The following is a 16,227-nucleotide window of genomic DNA, read 5'->3' as shown; positions in this document are numbered from 1 at the left end:
GGCTCAGGCGCGCAGCGGAGAGAGCCCGGCCCGCTCGACGAGGAGCCGCGCCAGGTGCCGGTGGTGCGCGAAGAGGCTGGTGAAGTGCACCAGGCCCCGCTTGCCGCGCACGGCGTACACCGTCACCGGCCCGGGCAGCACGTCCACCTTGTTGATGTCCGCGAAGGAGAAGCGCCGCGTGCGCACCATGCCCCGGTACGTGATGCCTCCCGAGTCCACGATGATCCGCGTGCGGCCGTAGTACGTCACCGACACGGCGAAGAAGAGGACGAAGAAGATCGCCGACAGGAATGTCTGGACCGGAACCCCGTCGAAACGCAGTAGGTACAACAAGACGCCCAGCCAGAGCAGGGTCGCGGCACCCATGATGGCCGCGAGCACTGCGTGTGGGCGGAACACCTGCCTCCCTGCCTTCGAATCGCCCCGGTCCATACGAAAAAAGCTAAGGCGGGGGGCTGACATCCGCCACCCGCTCTCTCGCTTTCCTGCCGGGGGAGTCTGGGGCCTGACTTCCCGGGAACTCCGATTGTCCGGAGTTCCGCAACCGCGGACGGCTCAGCTCCGGAAGGGGTTTTGCAGGAGCACCGTCTCGCCGCGGTCGGCGCCCACGGAGATGCACACCACGGGCACGCCGGAGATCTCCTCCACGCGGCGCACGTACCGCTTGGCGGCCTCGGGCAGCTCGTCGAAGGTGCGCACCCCGGCGAGCTTGTCGTCCCAGCCCGGCAGCGTCTCGTAGAGCGGCTTGACGCGCGCCAGATCCTCGTAGTCCCCGGGCAGCTCGGTGATGCGCTTGCCGTCCAGCTCGTAGGCGTTGCAGATCTGCAGCGTCTTGAGGCCGGAGAGCACGTCCAGCTTGGTGAGCGCCATGCCCCACAACCCGTTGACGCGCACCGCGTAACGCAGCACCACGCCGTCCAGCCAGCCGCAGCGGCGCGGACGGCCGGTGGTGGCACCGAACTCGTCACCCACCTTGCGCAGCCGGTCACCCGTCTCGTCCGTCAGCTCCGTGGGGAACGGACCGCTGCCCACGCGCGTGGTGTAGGCCTTGCTGATGCCCATCACCTTGTCGATGGTGGTGGGACCCAGGCCCGAGCCCACCGCCGCGTTGCCCGCCACGCAGTTGGAGCTGGTGACGAACGGGTAGGTGCCATGGTCCACGTCCAGCAGCGTGCCCTGGGCGCCCTCGAAGAGGATGCGCGCCCCGCGCTGCACCTGGCCCGACAGGTAGAGGGACACGTCCGTGACATGGGGCCGCAGCCGGTTGCCCAGCGCGGCGAACTCGTCCTGGAACTTCTGCACGTCCAGCTCGGGAGCCGTCTCGTTGGCGGCGCGGCACAGCTCGCGCAGCTCGTCGCGCACACCCGGGAGGCGCTCGTCGATGCGCTTGCGCAGCCGCTCGGCGTTGAGCAGGTCGCGCACGCGGATGCCGCGGCGCGCCACCTTGTCCTCGTAGGCCGGGCCGATGCCACGCCCCGTGGTGCCAATGGCGCTCACGCCACGGGCCTTCTCACGGTACGTGTCCAGCAGCTTGTGCCACGGGAAGATGACGTGCGCGTTGTCCGAAATGAGGAAGTGCGAGTCGTCCTTGAGGAAGCCGCGCTCCTTGAGTGCGTCGATCTCCTTCACCAGCACGGCGGGATCCAGCACCACCCCGTTGCCGATGACACAGGTCTTCCCCGCATGGAGGATGCCCGAGGGGATCAGGTGCAACACCGTCTTCTGACCACCCACCACGAGGGTATGGCCCGCGTTGTTGCCGCCCTGGAAGCGGACGACGACCTGAGCGTGCTCGGTGAGCAGGTCCACGACCTTGCCCTTACCCTCATCTCCCCACTGCGCTCCGATGACGACGACGTTCGGCATATTGCGGCCCGCTTACCATGCTTCCCCACGGGCCGTCATCGGCCTGAAGTGGGAAGTGCCACGGAATGGCAATGGCCGGCATAACCACAGGCCAACGTCTGGCAGACGGACGGTTCCCTGCCCGGCCAGCGGCCCTGGACATCCGCCTCCACCAGTCCCCGAGCGGCTTCCCGCAGGCGCTCGGCAATGACTTGCATGTCAACGGCGGGGGCGGGGAACTCCGGCTCCGGCACGTCCTCACCCAGGAAGGCCACCCCCACCTCCACGGGTACGTCCTCGCGCACCAGCCGCCGCGCGGCCAGCAGCACGGCCGCCAGCGACTCGGCATGCGCCTCCACACCTCGAGGCGGCCGCTTGCCCGGCTTGAAGACGACCACCCGCGCCTCGCCCGCGGGCGTCTGCCACAGCAGGTCCACTTCGCCCTCGAGCGCCGCGGGGGCCTCTCCCGGCAGGGACAGCACGAAAGGCAACGCGCGATGCACGGTCGACACGGGGGCGGCGGCCAGTTCGCGAGCGAACGCCGTGCCCAGGAAGCGCTCCACGGTGGCCAGCGCCTCCTCCACTCCGTCCTCGCCCAGGTCCCAGCCCACCTCGCGCACGAGCGCCTCCAGCCGGCCCCGCCGCTCCGTGGGCGGAGTCCCGGCGAGCCGGAAATCCACCCCGCGCAACAGCGCCAGCACCCGGTCCGAGACACCCAGCGCCGGTGCGCCCCAGGCGTCCCGCTCGATGTACAGCGGTGACACGCGCGGCGGTGTCTCCCACGGCGCGCCCTCCGCTCGCAGCCCGAGCTGGTGCACGTAACGGTAGCGGCGCGGACAGACCATGAAGTCCTGCACGGCCTCGGTCCCCACCGCCGCCACCTCGGGCGTGGCCAGCGCCGGAGTGTCGTGCACCCGCTGCAGTGCCGCCTCGACTCGGGCCTCCTGCTCCAACGGGTCCACGTCCTCCGTCTCGTCCACCTCCGGGGGCGCGGGCAACGTCTCCACGTCCAGGTCCTCGACGAGCCCGCGCAACCGCGGCTCCTCGCCCAGCCGCTCGTCGAGCAGGCACCACCATGAATCGGACGCGCCGCGCTCCTCACCGCCGGAGAGGATGAGCCTGTCGCGGGCACGGGTGAGCGCGACGTACAGAACACGCCTGTACTCGGCCGTCTCGCGCCGCCGCAGCTCGTCCTTCACTTCGTCGTAACGGGGGGAGCGGTACTTCTCGAGGCTGTCCGGCAACCACGGCCGCAGGCACAAGCCATGGGTCCGCTCGAAGAGCGCCCGTCCACTGGTGAAGCGCCGCAGGCTGCCGAGCGCCGGGACCATCACCACCGGCCACTCCAGGCCCTTGGCGCGGTGGATGGTGAGCAGCTGCACCGCGCGAGGATCTCCCGCCTCCAGCAGATCCGCTTGCGCCTCCGTGGGCTCCTCGTTGGCCAACCGCTGCAACTCGCGAGCGAAGGTGACGCAGCCACCCGTGCCGCGCTCGTCACGCCGGCCCGCCAGCGCGAGCAGCTTCTCCACGTTGGCGCTCGCCTGCTCCGCGTACGGCGTGCCCGCGAGCGACTCGCGGTAGCCCGTCACCTCCATCGCGGCCAGCAGCAGCGCCCGCACTCCGAGCCGATCCCTCTCGCGCCGCAGTGACGGCAGCGCCGTGAGGAAGCGCTCCAGCCGTGCCCGCTCGCCCTCGGGCAGGCCCTCCAGCGAGGAGAAGCCTCCGCGCTCCACGGCGGACAACGACAGACCCTCGGGCCCGGCGAGCCGGAAGAGCGCGGCGTCCGACAGGCCCACCATCGGCGAACGCAGCACCGCCGCGAAGGCGAGCGCGTCCTCGGGGTCCGCCAGCAGCGACAACAGCGAGGCCAGGTCCAGCACCTCCTGCGCGCCGTAGAAGCCACGTCCACGCAGCACGCGGTGCGGAATGCCGTGGCGGATGAGCGCCTGCCGGTACACCTCCAGGTGCGTGAAGGTCCGGAAGAGCATGGCCACGTCCCCGCCACGCACCGGGCGCAGTTCCTCGCTCTCCTTGCTCACCGCCACGAGGATCTGCTCCGGCCCGGGGGCCAGCATCACCTTCAACCGCTTCGCGACCGACTCCGCGTCCGCCGCGCGCAGCTCCCCCGTGGAGAGTTCCTCGTCATCCAGCACGAGCCGCTCCACCGCCGGGGCTTGAAGCGGGGACTTGCGTACCGGAGTGAAGTCATCCTGCTCGGGTGCGTACACCACTTCGTAGGGGCGCGCGCCACCCTCGCCTGCCTTGAGCACGCCGGGGAAGGCCTGGTTGAAGAAGTCGAGCATCGGCGCCACCGAGCGCCGGTTGCCCTGGATGAAATCGAGCACGCCACCTTCGGCGACGATCTTGTCCGACAGCACCTTGAAGACGGACACATCCGCGCCGCGGAATTCATAGATGGACTGCTTGCGGTCACCCACCGCGCACAGGAAGGCGGGCTCCAGGGGGAGCGCGTCCACCAGGCTCTCCTCCGGGCGTACCGGACGCGGGCCTCCGTCGCGCTTCTCGGCCAGCAGCAGCACCAGATCGAGCTGCAAACGATTGGTGTCCTGGAACTCGTCCACCATCAGCGCCCCCAGGCGCTCCTGCACCTGACGACGATAGTCCGGGAGGTCTCGCAGCAGATCCCTCGTCTTCACCAGCAGCGCGGTGAAGTCCAGGGCGTTGCGCCGGGCGAACTCCTCCTCGTGGCGCTTCTCCACCTGCGAGAGCAGCGAGCGGAACGAGTCCTCGAAGGGCGCCGTGCGCCACGCGGCATACACGTCCTCCAGCCGCATCACCGAGCCGTCGCTCTTCCCGAAGAAGGCCCAGTACAGCTCCTTCATCGAGTTGCCCGGCTCCTTCTTCAGCCGGCGCACATCGCGTCCATCCTCGAGGAAGGCCGCCTTCAGCGAGGGCAACCGCTCGGGTTCGAAGCAGTTCTCCGGCGTGAGGCCCTCCAGCGCGGCCTCGAGCTTCTCGCGCAGCTCACGCCACTCGCCCTTCTTGGTGTCCAGCTCGCTCACCGTGGCGCACAGGCCCCGGCACCGCTCGACGAGCGCCTCGAAGCTGGCACGCATCGCCTCCGCGCTGGAGATGCGGACCTCGGCCGCGCGCAGGCCCTCCTCGCGCAACTTGCCGTAGGTGGCGGACAGCGAGGACACCAGGCCCTCGGTGAAGTCCGAGCCCGAGAACGTCAGCTCCTGGCACAGCTCGCGCACGCCCGCGTCACCGGCCTCCAGCGCGTCCAGCACCACGCGCTCGCACACGTCCAGCACCAGGGTGCGGGCCTCCAGCTCATCGAGCACCTCGAAGGACGCGTCCACCCCCGAGCCCGGCGGCGCACGGCGCAGCAACTGGCCGCACAGCGAGTGGAAGGTACCCACCGAGGCCGAGCCCAGCTCCTCGCGCAGGGCACGCCACGTGTCCTTCGTGGGGAAGGGCTGCCCCAGCCGCTCCAGCGAGGCCCGCAGCTCCGGCTCCAGCAGCACCTTCGGCTCGGCATGCACGAGCGCATCCAGCCGGGCCCGGACACGCGCACGCATCTCCGCGGCGGCCTTGTCGGTGAACGTCACCATGCACAGCCGCGCGGGACGCAAGGGCGTCGCCCCCTCGCGCGCCCCGGCCAGCAGGTGCAGCGTCATCGTCACCAGGCTGTACGTCTTGCCCGCGCCGGCACCCGCCATCAGGGCGAGGTTCTTCTCCAGCGCCAGGTGGAAGGGCCTACTCATGGGCACCCTCCTCCTCCACGAGCCGCCGCTCGGTGATGCGGCACACGGCGCGGTAGCCGCAGCTCCCGCAGTCCTTCGGTCTCATGGCGAACTGCCCCGCCCTCACGGTGTTCACCAACGCCTCCACCGCGTTGGCCAGGTTGGGCTTCGCCTCCGCCGCCAACCGCTCCCGCACCTGGGGCTCGGTGGACAGCAGCTCCTCCAGCTCGACGGCGTCCTTCTCCAGCACGTCGGACAGGTAGATGACGTCTCCCGTGCGCAGCGAGAACCACGCGGCATTGCGCGTGTTCCGGTGACCGCTCGCCCGCGCCGCGTACAGGTACAACGGGAGCTGGAAGTCCGAGTCGAGCAGCTTCTTCTTCAGCTCCGACTTCGACAGCCTGCCGGACTTGTAGTCGATGACACCCACCTCGCCGTCCGCCATGTCCAGCCGGTCGATGGTGCCCTCGAAGTGGATGACGTCCTCGCCCACCTGGAGCGTCACGTCCTTCCACCCCTCCGCCGGGTTGCGAGGCCCGAAGCGCAGCTCGAAGCCCGCGGGCTCGAAGCGCTCGAAGGGCAGGCCCCGCCGCTCGTCCATGAGGATGCGGCGCACCATGTTCTTCGCCCGCTCGCGCGCCAGCCGCCACAGCGCCGGGTGGCCCACGTAGTGCCGCTGCTCGAAGTGCTCCCGCACCTCGTCCAGCACCTCGTCCAGCAGCGTCTCCGGTATCTCCTCCAGGCCCCGACCCAGCAGCTTGCGCTCCTTGAGCCGCTTGAAGAACTCCTCCAGCACCCGGTGCCAGAAGACGCCCTGCCCCCGGCGATCGAACTCCTCGCCCGGCTGCTCCGGCTCGGGCACCTTGAGCCCGTAGGACAGGAACCCCTGGAAGCCACAGTTCCCGAAGCGGGCCAGCGCCGAGGCCGACAACGGCCGCTCCTCGTTGAAGCGGAACGCCTCGCGGATGGCCTCGCCCAGGGCCGGATCCTCCACCGCGCCGGTGTAACGGCCCGCGCGCTTGCGCGTGTCGCCGAAGAAGTGCAGGCGCTCGATCTCCACCTGCACCATCTCCTTCGCCGAGACGAGCCACGGTGCACCCTCGAAGTGCCGCTGGAGCACGTTCCGGGCGGGGTCCGGCGTGGAGACGCGCAGCCGCTGGAGCGCGAGCGACTCCAACACCACGCGCTGGCGCAGCTCCGCCTCGGTGAGCACCTCGTCGAGTGACACGATGGCCGGCAGCGAGCGCGCCTCCCACGAAGTGCCCGTCAACCGCCGCACCTCCTCCAGGAAGGTGGAAGGCGCCTGCTCCTGGCCCCCCTGCCCCTCCACCGCGAAGGACAGGCTCACCGTCTCCCCGGCGGCGGCCAGCACGCTGGCGAACAGGAGCCGATCCTCGGTGAGACGCCAGGGCGCGCGGTCCTCGAACTCGCCGCCCGTGAGGCGGAAGATGTCCCGGCCCAGGTGCTTGTTGAGGGCGATGCGCTCGGTATCCCCCAGCAGCGCGTTGGGCGCCTCGCGGCCGGGGAAACGGCCCTCGGCCAGGCCTCCGATGAAGACATGCTCGAAGGTGCGCCCCTCCAGCTCGCGGACGTCCAGCACCTCCACGGCGCCCGTCGCGGGCCCACGCGCGGGCAGGTGCACGTCGCGCATCATGTCCTGCAGCCAGCGGCCGAAGGTGCGCCGCTTCAGCCGGGGGCCTCCGCCCACCGCCGCGAGCGTCCGCTCCAGCTCACGCACCCGCTGGGCCAGCGCCGCCCGCGCGGCATCGTCCCGGGCCCGCGCATCCAGCACGAGCGCCCCCAGGCCCTCCTCCGAGGTGGCCTCCAGCGCCCCCTCCGAGTCCAGCAACCCCAGCCGCCGCACCACCTGCCACCACGCGGCGAGCAGCTCCGAGACCCGGCCCTGCTCTGGAATGCGGCGGCAGGACTCCAACAGGAAGAGGCACCGCTCGCGCAGCACCCGGGCCTCGTGGGCGCGCTGCTGCTCCTTCTTCCGCACCTGGTCCGGCAACGGCTCCAGCCGCCTCGCCAGGGACTCCAGGCGCAGGTCATACGCGCCCTTGCCCCGCGTCGCGCCCAGGCGGTCATCCCGCACGGCCGCGAGCGTGAGGAGCGTCGCCGGAGCCGCGGGCGCTCCCCGGGAGAGCGCGGGCGCGTAACGGCTGGAGACCAGCTCGGCCACGCGCTCTGCGGGGAAGCCGTCCTCCACCAGCAGCGGCAGATCCAACGCCAGACGCACCGGACCGGCCAGCGCGAGCGGCTCGCCCCAGGGCAGGCGCACGGGGACGCCCAGCTCGCCGAGCGCGTCCGCCACCCAGCGGGCCTCGGAGCCCAGGTCGCGCCACGCCACGGCGATGCTCCCCGGTGGCACCCCCTCGGACACCTTGCGGCGCACGTCCCGGGCGATGAGCCGGGCCTCGTCCCGGACCGAGCCCGCGCTCCACATCCGCAGGCCCTCCACCGCGTCCTTCAGCACGTCCTTCGCCGCTCGGGGCGAGAAGAGGTGGCGGCCGAGCTCCACCATGGGGCGGGACTCGAAGGTGACGTCCGCCTTGAAGAGGTCCACGTGGGGCAGCGTCTCGCCCCGGTTCTCGAAGGCGCGGAAGAGGGCCGCCAGCGCCGCGTCCGCCACCGGCGAGCCACCCACCGGCGTCTCCACGCGCATCGTCACCCGGCGCGCGTCACAGACGGCCGCCAGGGCCATCAGCAGCTCCAGCCCCGAGGGCCGCACGTCGTAGATGCCGTGCAGCACGATGCCGCCCACGTCGTCCCAGGCCGAGGGCCAGGCCTGACGCTCCAGGGCCTCGCGCGCCCCACGCACCACGTCCTCGCGGTCCGCCAGGGCCAGCTCGGCCATCTTCTGCTCGTAGGCGTGGTGCAACAGCGCGAGCGTCCGGGCCCGGTTGCGCCGCTCGGGAGGGAGCACCTCCAGCGCGTCCTGCAGCTCCCGAGGGGAGAGCCGACCGGCCTTGAGGTCCAGCAGCACCTCCAGCGCGGCGCGGGCGAAGGCGGGCTCGTGCACGTAGTCGCCGAAGGGCGTCTCGCTCAAGCCCTGGGCCAGCGAGGCCACCACGGTGCGCGCCACGACGGGCGAGCACGGACGGCGCCCCAGCTCCCGCGCCCCTCCGAGCGCGTCGAGGAAGCCCTCCCAGGTCAGGAAGGCTTCTCCACGCACGACTCCCGCATGGCCGCGAGCCGCGCGCAGGGCGGCTTGACGGCGGCCATTGTCGGGGAAGACCTGGAGGGTACGGCGGGAATCGGTCATACGGGGCGGCGGAGTGTAGAACGGGGCGGAGGCGCTATTTATGCTGGCCGGCATGCCTACCGCTCTCTGTTTTCTTGCGCTCGCCTCCCTGGCCGCCGCTCCAGTCCCCTCCGAGGCCCTCCCCTCGGGGGCCCAGCAGGCGGCGGACGCCCCCACGCTCCAGGCGCTCGACTTCAACTGGACGCGCGAGGGCATCATCACCGGCACCGCCGGACTGCTGTGGATCGCCAGCGAGACCGTCTTCAAGGACGAGCTGGCCCCGGCGACCTGCCGCTGGTGCGACCGCGCGGCGGATGGGACGGACACCCTCAACGCGCTGGACCGGTGGGGACGAGGCGTGGCGGCGGAAACGCCCGAGGGGCGTGACCGCTGGGATCTGTGGAGCAACATCGGGGGCTTCGGCCTGCTCCCGGCCGGCGTGCTCGGGGGGCAGTACCTGTTGTCCTCGGGGAGCGGCGCGCCGCCGCGCTACTACGCGGAGGACGCCACCATCATCATCGAGACGGCGGCGGTGGCCGCGCTGGTGAACCAGGTGGTGAAGTTCTCGGTGGGCCGCGAGCGCCCCTTCGTCCACGTGCTGCCCGAGGACCAGAAGCCCCTCACCAAACACCCCACCGACAACAACCTGTCCTTCTACAGCGGGCACACCAACATGGCCTTCGCGCTCGTCACGGCGGCGGGCACGGTGTCCGAGCTGCGTGGCTACAAGAACCGCTGGCTCATCTGGGCGGTGGGGCTGCCGGCGGCGGCCTCCATCGGGCTGCTGCGCATGGGCGCGGACAAGCACTACCTCACGGACGTGCTGGTGGGCGCCGCCGCGGGCACCCTCTTCGGCGTGGGCATGCCCCTGTTGCTCCATGGCCGCCAGGAGGCGCCGGCGACCCGGGCCGCGCGCATGTCGATGAACGTGTCCGGCGGCCTCGGCGGCGTGGTGTTCTCCGGGCAGTTCTGAGCCGCCTGGGTGGGGAAAGGCCATCCAGCCTTCCCAGTGGAGTCACTGCTGGCAGGGAGGTCACATGCACATCCAGCCATCATTCACTGGACGAGTGGTCCTGCTGTTACTGGCAGCCCTCGGCACCTGCCAGCTTGGTTGCGTCGGCGGCCACATCTCGCCGTCCATGTTCCAGTTCAGCCCCGTCGTGCCCTATACCGGGCCAGACGGAGGAGGATGGAAGGTCGCCCAGGTGCTCATCCTGCTGGGCAGGATTTCCCCGATGTTCTCCGCAACCGCTACCTGCGACATCGAAGTGGGCGTCCCGGAAAAGTATGGGGATGTCTGGGTGACGAATGAATTCGCACAAGTGGAAGCCGCCAAGGCGGCGGACCATGCCGCACGTCGTGTCCTGAGGGAGCACCAGCCAACCGCCCTGGCCTGCATCAAATTCAGGGAGCACATGCAGAGCATCCTGACGGACAAGGTGTCCGGCCCGATTCCGGGTGCAACCGTCACCAAATTCCGGACATCTGGCATCAACCCGATGACGTTTCCATGACAACAGAGCCCTCCGTGCGTCTCGGCCACGGAAGAAGGGTCCAACGTCCTCTCCAGAGTCACTTCTAGAGGACCCCGTTCATGAATCCGAAACCAACAGCCGACGAGCTCGTCCACCTCGTCCACCGCTACCACCCGGCTGGCCTTCTCAACGAGGATCCTCGCTACGACGCGTCAGAAGAAGGCCAGCGCCTCACCGCGCTGGTCCACGCCCATGTGACACCTTCACCTGCCTGGACGGGCTTCATCCAGCAGCTTCGTGAAACGTTTCCCAACAGCCATCTCTGGGACACGACCGTTCCCTACCATGACCCCTGTTACAGCGTTCGGGTCTCCCTCCCGGGATTCAAGCCAGGGGGGCCTCGTGACGACTGCGTCGTCGCGCTGCTGAGCCAGCTCGCCCCGGTGTATGCCCTCTACGCCTCTCACACGGACAAGAGCCTGCCCGGAGCGGACTACTGGCTGCGCTTTCCCCCCTTCCCCCCTGAATTCCAATCGCACGAGGCGAGGCTCGCCGGACTCATCGAGTCCACCTTCGGTTTCACCCGCCTGTCCAACGATATCCTCCTCACTCCTGTGCCAGACCTCGTCCCGCGCACGGCCAATTGGGAGGTAGGCAAGGCCCAGCTCATCGACTGCCTCTTCACCTGGCACCGCTGGTGATGCGCCTCAGGACTCCGGGCGGTTCCGTGCCCCCACGCCGAGGCGCCATTCCGCACTTGACGTGCTCGACGAAAGCCACTGAGTTCACCTGATCGCGGCCTACCGAAGCTGGAGGAGCACGGCATGTCCTGGACAGGGCAACAGATGCACATCATTCGCAGCGCCCCCATGGGCATGCAGAAGGCGAGGCAGTTGCTCACCACCTCGGCGCCCACCGTCCAGGTCTCCTCGCTGACCGACGAGCAGGTCATCCAACAGCTCGCCCGCATCATGGCGCCCCGGGCCTCCGTGGAGCCCGCCACGCTCCACTTCAACGGCCACATGCTGCGCTGGAGGCAGGCCTTCCCCGACAAGATCTCCGCCACCAGCTGGCCGGCGGTCTCGGGAAGGAGCGGCTACCAGACCAAGGAGCACCAGGAGAAGGCGGACAAGGGGCCCATTCCCGAGGGAGAGTGGCTCGTCTCCCAGGGGGAGTACCAGCCGATGCCGGAGCGCAGCCTGCTCGACAAGTTGATCAACGAGCTGGGACGCGGCGGCTGGCCGGGGGGTGAAAGCTCCTGGGGCAAGCACCGCATCTGGCTGAAACCCAAGTCCGGGACGAAGACCTACGGCCGCAGCGGGTTCTCCATCCATGGAGGCGACAGCCCGGGTTCCGCCGGATGCATCGACCTGGTGGGCCAGATGCCCAACTTCGTCAAGATGTTCCGGGCCTATGGCAAGGACATGGACCTGACCGTGAAATATGAATAGCCCACCGGCCTCGCGCTGGCTCCGGTGGCTCAACGGGTTGCTCCGGGTGCTCCTCCTCCTGCTGCTGGCGCTCTGCGGGGCGACGCTGGCCTCCTACCTGCTCCACCCGGAGGAGTACCGCTTCGGCACGGAGGTGGGCGGCCTTCGCTACCGCTCGAGCCTCCACTACGCAGGACTCCTCCTCCTCGAGGCGCTGCTGCTGTGCGGCGGACTGGTGATGACCTTCGTGGCCCGGACACCCATCCGTCGGATGTGGCTCGGGCTGGGCGTGGTGCTCCTGGACGCCGTCGTCTTCGTGGGCCTGCTCGGCGGAGGGCACTGACGCCTCACCGGCGCGCGTCAGTAGCCGGTGGTGCCCAGGGGCTCGGTATCCAGGGGCGCCGGCAGCACCCCCAGGCCCCACGGCTGCCCGGCCCGCCACGACACCTGGCCAGAAACACCCCACCCGGCGCACACCACCTCGCGGCCCTGGAACTCCATCCAGAACACCGACTCCTCGGGCCGAGCCGCCTGGTCCAGGCACGCCACGCGCGACAGGGGCCTGGCCGCGTTGCCCCCGAGTGACACCGCGAAGGCCCGGTGCGAGTGCCCGCACAGCACCCACTTCGGGTGCACCGTCTCCACCAGCCGCCGGGTGATGGGGTTGCCAATCCAGTACGAGGGCAGCGGACGGCCCGGCGGTGGCACCTCCCGCTCCTGCGCCCGCTGCGGCAGCCCTCGCGGCCACTCGTGCACCAGCAGCAGATCCATGTCCCGCAGCGCCGCCACCTTCTCCACCTCGGGCGCGCGGAAGTACCCGGCCTGCTTCGCCGTATCCAACGAGCGCGGACGCTTCAGCGGCTGCTCATAGAAGCGCGGCGCGTGGATGCCCGACAGGTACCCCACCCGCAGCCCGCGCAGCTCCTTCAGGCCCGCACGCCCCAGGTAGTGCACGTTGGGCGCGAGCTGGAAACCCTCCGGAGCGTCGTGCAGCGCCTCGAAGTCCTCGTTGTTTCCGGCGATGAAGTACAACGGCCGCTTCATCTCCCGGACGCCGTCCGCGTACTCGGCGAACTCGGCGGGCATGCCGCGCTTGGCCGCCTTGCGCCGATGATCGTCCGCGTGCCGGAAGGCCTCCACGTCTCCCACGGCCAGCACCAGCCCCACCGGCCGGCCCCGCGCCTCCGCCAGCGCGTCCAGCCACGTTTCCACGCGGCGGAAGCGGCCGTGGATGTCTCCCACTGCGGCGACCAGGAGGGATTCCGGAGCCATCGTACCCACCACCCTGCCCCGCCCCTCTCGTCCTGTCGAGTGGGTTTACCGCGCGGTGTGTCAAAAATGAGAAGGGGCGCCCCGCCAGGAGCGCCCCCGCTCGAGCCCCTCACACTGCCGGTGCTAGCAACCCACCGGGTAGGTGATCTGCACGGACGCCCCGGCCTGCGGCGCCTTGTCCACGTCGAAGATGACGCTGTTGGTGGTCGCGTCGTACGTCCACCCGTCCGTCACCACCACCCCATCCACGCGCACCACGATGCGCGAGGTGTCCGAGGGCGTCTCGCTGAGCGGGAAGGAGCGGTTGGGACCGAAGGCGTTCTCCGAGATGCGCTCCAGGGACTCGGCCCAGTTGGGCGTGCAGATGCTCTCCACCACGCCGCCGGTGGACTGGGCCAGTTGGATGTAACGGCTGCCGGTGCTGCTGGCCCGCGGGCAGGTGGTCAGGTCGCCCGGCCCGGTGATGGCGGAGAAGAGAATCTTGGAGCGATCCCCCCCCTTGAGGCCCAGCAGGAACGTCTCGTAGGCGGCCACCGGCTGCGGCGAGAAGTCCTCCTCGTCGGTGACGGCGATGATGGCCAGCTTGGCGTCCTCGCGCAGGAAGCCGGCGTTGCCGTCCAGCGCCTGCGGCGTGCGCGGATCATCCCCGGAGAACACGAGCGGAGGCGACAGGGCCTGGTACATGGCCTCCAGGCCCTGCTCGTTCCAGTGGCACACGCCCACGTTGGTGTTGCGCACGAAGACGGCCTCGGCCGCGGGCGTGGTGGGCTTGATGATGCGGGGCGAGGAGTTGTCCACGGGGAAGAAGCGGCCATTCTCACCGCCCTCGGCACCACCCGGGCACGTCGCCCAGCCGCCCGAGGAGCGCTCGATACCCGTGGTGGTGACGGCGATGTGGTAGTCCACGCCCGCCTTGCCCGCGTGGGAGAGGAAGGCCGAGAAGTTGGAGCCCAGGCTCTGCTGCTCGTCCATCATCGAGCCCGAGTTGTCCACCACGAAGAGCACGTCCACCTTGGCCTGCGACTCCTGGACGAACTCGTCCGTCTGCTCGTTCTTCAGCTCGCCCTTGCCCACCAGGCCCACCGTGTAGGGCGCGCCCGTGGCCAGGTCGAACCGCAGCGCGGCGGCGTCATCCCCGTCACTGGACGGCTCGTACGTCACCTTGACGGTGGCCCTGCTCCTGGCGGCGAGCTCCGCCGGGAACGTGAAGCCGTGGGACACCTTGAAGTCGGCGGCGTCGCCCTCGGTGCGCAGGGCCCGGAGGGTGGTGGGCCCGGGGCAGTCGTTGTAGACGATGAGCTCGCGCTCACGCGGGCCGCAGGTGAGCCGGGTGACGCCGAAGTCCAGGCTGGTGGGCTGCACCGAGAAGCACCCCTGCACGCCCTGGCCATGCAGCGGCACCAGCAGGTGGCCGGCGCTGGGGTTGTTCACCCACCCCTCCGCCATGCCGGAGAACTCCCCTTCCGCTCCCGGCTTGAAGCGCACCAGCAGCCGCGCGCGCTGTCCCGGCCTCAGCACCTGGTTGCCCAGCCGCTCCGCCCGGAAGGCGTCATCCGAGCCTCCCGCCACCTGCATCCCCTGGAGGAAGCACTCGGAGGTACCGGCGTTGCGCACCGACGCGCCCAGCGTCACCTCGGAGCCCACCGGCACGCTGCCGAACTCCACCACCTCCGGCTCCAACACGTAATCGCAGGGCTCGAACACCTTGCCCGCGCCCTTCATCCGCACCACCTCGGTGGAGGTGCTGGTGCCGTTGAGGATCTTCGCGGACAGCTCCGCCTCCCCCTCGCCCTGGCCGGCGCGCGGCCTGAAGGTGATGGGCACGGCGACGGACTGACCCGCGGGAATGGGCAGGCTGGCGGGCGCCGTCGCCAGCAGGAAGTAGCCCCCCTTCTTCGTGGTGAGCGTCACGTCGCTCAGCAGCACGTCGTTGCGGCAGCGGTTGATGACCTGCACGTCCCGGGTGGCGCTCATGCCCTCGGCCACCACGCCGAAGTCGAGCGGATCCGGCTGCAGCACCACGCACGAGTTGCCCACCTCGCCCCGCAGCGACACCTTGGGGCCCGGCTTCGTGGTGCCCATGGGCCGCACGTCCAGCTCCAGCCGCGCCTCGCGCACCGGGCCAGGAGCCGTGGGCGAGAAGGCCACGCGAATCTCCGCCACCGCCCCCGAGGCCAGCACCCCGGCGCCCACCGCGGGCGCGCTCACCACGCGGAAGACATTGCCCGCGTTGTCCAGCAGCCTCACCCCGCCGTACGCCATGGGCTCGGTGCCCAGGTTGCGCACGATGACGCGCTCCTCGGCGGTGGCCCCCACCGGCACGCGGCCGAAGTCCACCCGCAGCGGCGTCACCTCCAGCAGCGTGGCGATGCCCGTGCCCGACAGCGACACGACGATGGGCTCGCACATGGGGCACTCCACCCCCACGCGCACCTGCGCCGCCGCCGCGCCCAGCCGCTGCGGACTGAAGGCCAACGGCACCCGGCGCTCCTCTCCCGGCCGCAGCACGAAGGGCTGGTCCGCCTCGCTCGAGCCGAACTGATCCGCGTCCGCCCCTTCGAAGGACACGCGCACCGGCGTCTCCACCGGCGTGGGGTTGCGCACCACGAACTCCCGCATCTCCACCTGGCCCAGCTCCACGTTGCCGAACTCGAGCGCGCGTCCCGGCACCTCCACGAACGCCTTCACGCCCTGCCCATCCAGGCCGAGCTTCGCCACGCCCTCGCTGCCCACGTTGTCCGCGTCGGTGAGCACCTCCAGCAGGCCGGAGACCGTGCCCTCTACGTCCGCCGTGAAGCGCACCTCCACCTCGCGCTCCCCGCCGGCCTTCAGCTCGAAGGCGTCGAAGGGCGCCACCTCCACGTTGGGCAGGGTGGCCCGCGCTCCGTGCACCATGAAGGGCGCGCGGCCCCGGTTGGACAGCCGGACCTTCATCGTCTTGGTCACGCCCACCGCCGAGAGCCCGAACTCCAGCTTCTCCGGTGACGCCCCCAGCCCCGACGGAGCCCGATGCGATGACGGCCGCTCACAGCCCGCCCCCACCAGCGCCATCAGGCACGCGGCCACGCACACCCACCGCAATCCCAACATCGCAGCCTCCCCGAATCGGCGAGCGCACACGCCACCCGCGCGATCACCAGCCACACCTTGGGTGAGGGCTCTTGCAACCCCGGGGCCCGCCGCGACGCGGCACCCCGGAATTACCCAGCGCTGTGACAAGTCGAGGGACTACGGGGAAAAGTATTGGACTCCAG

General features: G+C 70.3%; 11 protein-coding genes. 5 read left to right on the top strand and 6 right to left on the bottom strand.

Going from position 1 to position 16,227, the window contains the following annotated elements:
• Positions 1–3 precede the first annotated feature (3 nt).
• From Q664_RS29035 to Q664_RS29020, 4 genes are all read right to left on the bottom strand, one after another.
• On the bottom strand, positions 4–366 hold the full coding sequence (locus tag Q664_RS29035; RefSeq protein ID WP_200883781.1) for a PH domain-containing protein: 363 nt from the start codon (positions 364–366) through the stop codon (positions 4–6).
• A gap of 189 nt (positions 367–555) precedes the next feature.
• Positions 556–1,866: an adenylosuccinate synthase gene (locus Q664_RS29030; protein ID WP_043403034.1), complete on the bottom strand. Its 1,311-nt coding sequence runs from the start codon at positions 1,864–1,866 to the stop codon at positions 556–558.
• 35 nt (positions 1,867–1,901) lie between these two features.
• Positions 1,902–5,573 carry a UvrD-helicase domain-containing protein gene (locus tag Q664_RS29025; RefSeq protein WP_043403032.1) on the bottom strand — a complete coding sequence of 1,224 codons (3,672 nt, stop codon included), beginning with the start codon at positions 5,571–5,573 and terminating at the stop codon, positions 1,902–1,904.
• Positions 5,566–8,817, bottom strand: a complete 3,252-nt coding sequence (locus Q664_RS29020; RefSeq protein WP_043403030.1) for a PD-(D/E)XK nuclease family protein — start codon at positions 8,815–8,817, stop codon at positions 5,566–5,568. The genes Q664_RS29025 and Q664_RS29020 overlap by 8 nt, the downstream gene beginning before the upstream one ends.
• Positions 8,818–8,869: 52 nt before the next feature.
• Between Q664_RS29020 and Q664_RS29015 the strand changes: the two genes are divergently transcribed.
• The 5 genes from Q664_RS29015 (at position 8,870) to Q664_RS28995 (ending at position 12,044) form a co-directional block, all read left to right on the top strand.
• On the top strand, positions 8,870–9,769 hold the full coding sequence (locus Q664_RS29015) for a phosphatase PAP2 family protein (RefSeq protein WP_043403291.1): 900 nt from the start codon (positions 8,870–8,872) through the stop codon (positions 9,767–9,769).
• A gap of 64 nt (positions 9,770–9,833) precedes the next feature.
• A complete protein-coding gene (locus Q664_RS29010; RefSeq protein WP_152622400.1) occupies positions 9,834–10,310 on the top strand; it encodes a hypothetical protein in 477 nt (158 codons plus the stop codon).
• A gap of 80 nt (positions 10,311–10,390) precedes the next feature.
• Complete coding sequence (locus tag Q664_RS29005) at positions 10,391–10,972, top strand: hypothetical protein (protein ID WP_043403027.1); 582 nt, start codon at positions 10,391–10,393, stop codon at positions 10,970–10,972.
• 123 nt (positions 10,973–11,095) lie between these two features.
• The gene (locus tag Q664_RS55245; RefSeq protein WP_084610433.1) at positions 11,096–11,722 is read left to right on the top strand and encodes a tlde1 domain-containing protein; all 627 of its coding nucleotides are present in this window, start codon (positions 11,096–11,098) and stop codon (positions 11,720–11,722) included.
• Positions 11,715–12,044: a hypothetical protein gene (locus tag Q664_RS28995; RefSeq protein WP_152622399.1), complete on the top strand. Its 330-nt coding sequence runs from the start codon at positions 11,715–11,717 to the stop codon at positions 12,042–12,044. The genes Q664_RS55245 and Q664_RS28995 overlap by 8 nt, the downstream gene beginning before the upstream one ends.
• Positions 12,045–12,061: 17 nt before the next feature.
• Here Q664_RS28995 and Q664_RS28990 read toward each other — a convergent pair whose 3' ends face one another.
• Together Q664_RS28990 and Q664_RS28985 are read right to left on the bottom strand one after the other, a co-directional pair.
• A complete protein-coding gene (locus Q664_RS28990) occupies positions 12,062–12,973 on the bottom strand; it encodes a metallophosphoesterase family protein (protein ID WP_043403021.1) in 912 nt (303 codons plus the stop codon).
• 123 nt (positions 12,974–13,096) lie between these two features.
• On the bottom strand, positions 13,097–16,063 hold the full coding sequence (locus Q664_RS28985) for a choice-of-anchor D domain-containing protein (protein ID WP_043403018.1): 2,967 nt from the start codon (positions 16,061–16,063) through the stop codon (positions 13,097–13,099).
• Between the last annotated feature and the right edge of the window lie 164 nt (positions 16,064–16,227).

Source organism: Archangium violaceum Cb vi76, assembly GCF_000733295.1.
In the GTDB taxonomy this organism is placed as follows: domain Bacteria; phylum Myxococcota; class Myxococcia; order Myxococcales; family Myxococcaceae; genus Archangium; species Archangium violaceum.
The sequence above is the reverse complement of the archived record's forward strand: the minus strand, read 5'-3'. Positions and strand labels throughout refer to the sequence as shown.

Bases quoted from the DNA above. Each gene is read 5' to 3' on its own strand.
- Q664_RS29035 (WP_200883781.1), bottom strand. From the start codon at position 366: ATGGGTGCCGCGACCCTGCTCTGGCTGGGCGTCTTGTTGTACCTACTG.
- Q664_RS29030 (WP_043403034.1), bottom strand. From the start codon at position 1,866: ATGCCGAACGTCGTCGTCATCGGAGCGCAGTGGGGAGATGAGGGTAAG.
- Q664_RS29025 (WP_043403032.1), bottom strand. From the start codon at position 5,573: ATGAGTAGGCCCTTCCACCTGGCGCTGGAGAAGAACCTCGCCCTGATG.
- Q664_RS29020 (WP_043403030.1), bottom strand. From the start codon at position 8,817: ATGACCGATTCCCGCCGTACCCTCCAGGTCTTCCCCGACAATGGCCGC.
- Q664_RS29015 (WP_043403291.1), top strand. From the start codon at position 8,870: ATGCCTACCGCTCTCTGTTTTCTTGCGCTCGCCTCCCTGGCCGCCGCT.
- Q664_RS29010 (WP_152622400.1), top strand. From the start codon at position 9,834: ATGCACATCCAGCCATCATTCACTGGACGAGTGGTCCTGCTGTTACTG.
- Q664_RS29005 (WP_043403027.1), top strand. From the start codon at position 10,391: ATGAATCCGAAACCAACAGCCGACGAGCTCGTCCACCTCGTCCACCGC.
- Q664_RS55245 (WP_084610433.1), top strand. From the start codon at position 11,096: ATGTCCTGGACAGGGCAACAGATGCACATCATTCGCAGCGCCCCCATG.
- Q664_RS28995 (WP_152622399.1), top strand. From the start codon at position 11,715: ATGAATAGCCCACCGGCCTCGCGCTGGCTCCGGTGGCTCAACGGGTTG.
- Q664_RS28990 (WP_043403021.1), bottom strand. From the start codon at position 12,973: ATGGCTCCGGAATCCCTCCTGGTCGCCGCAGTGGGAGACATCCACGGC.
- Q664_RS28985 (WP_043403018.1), bottom strand. From the start codon at position 16,063: ATGTTGGGATTGCGGTGGGTGTGCGTGGCCGCGTGCCTGATGGCGCTG.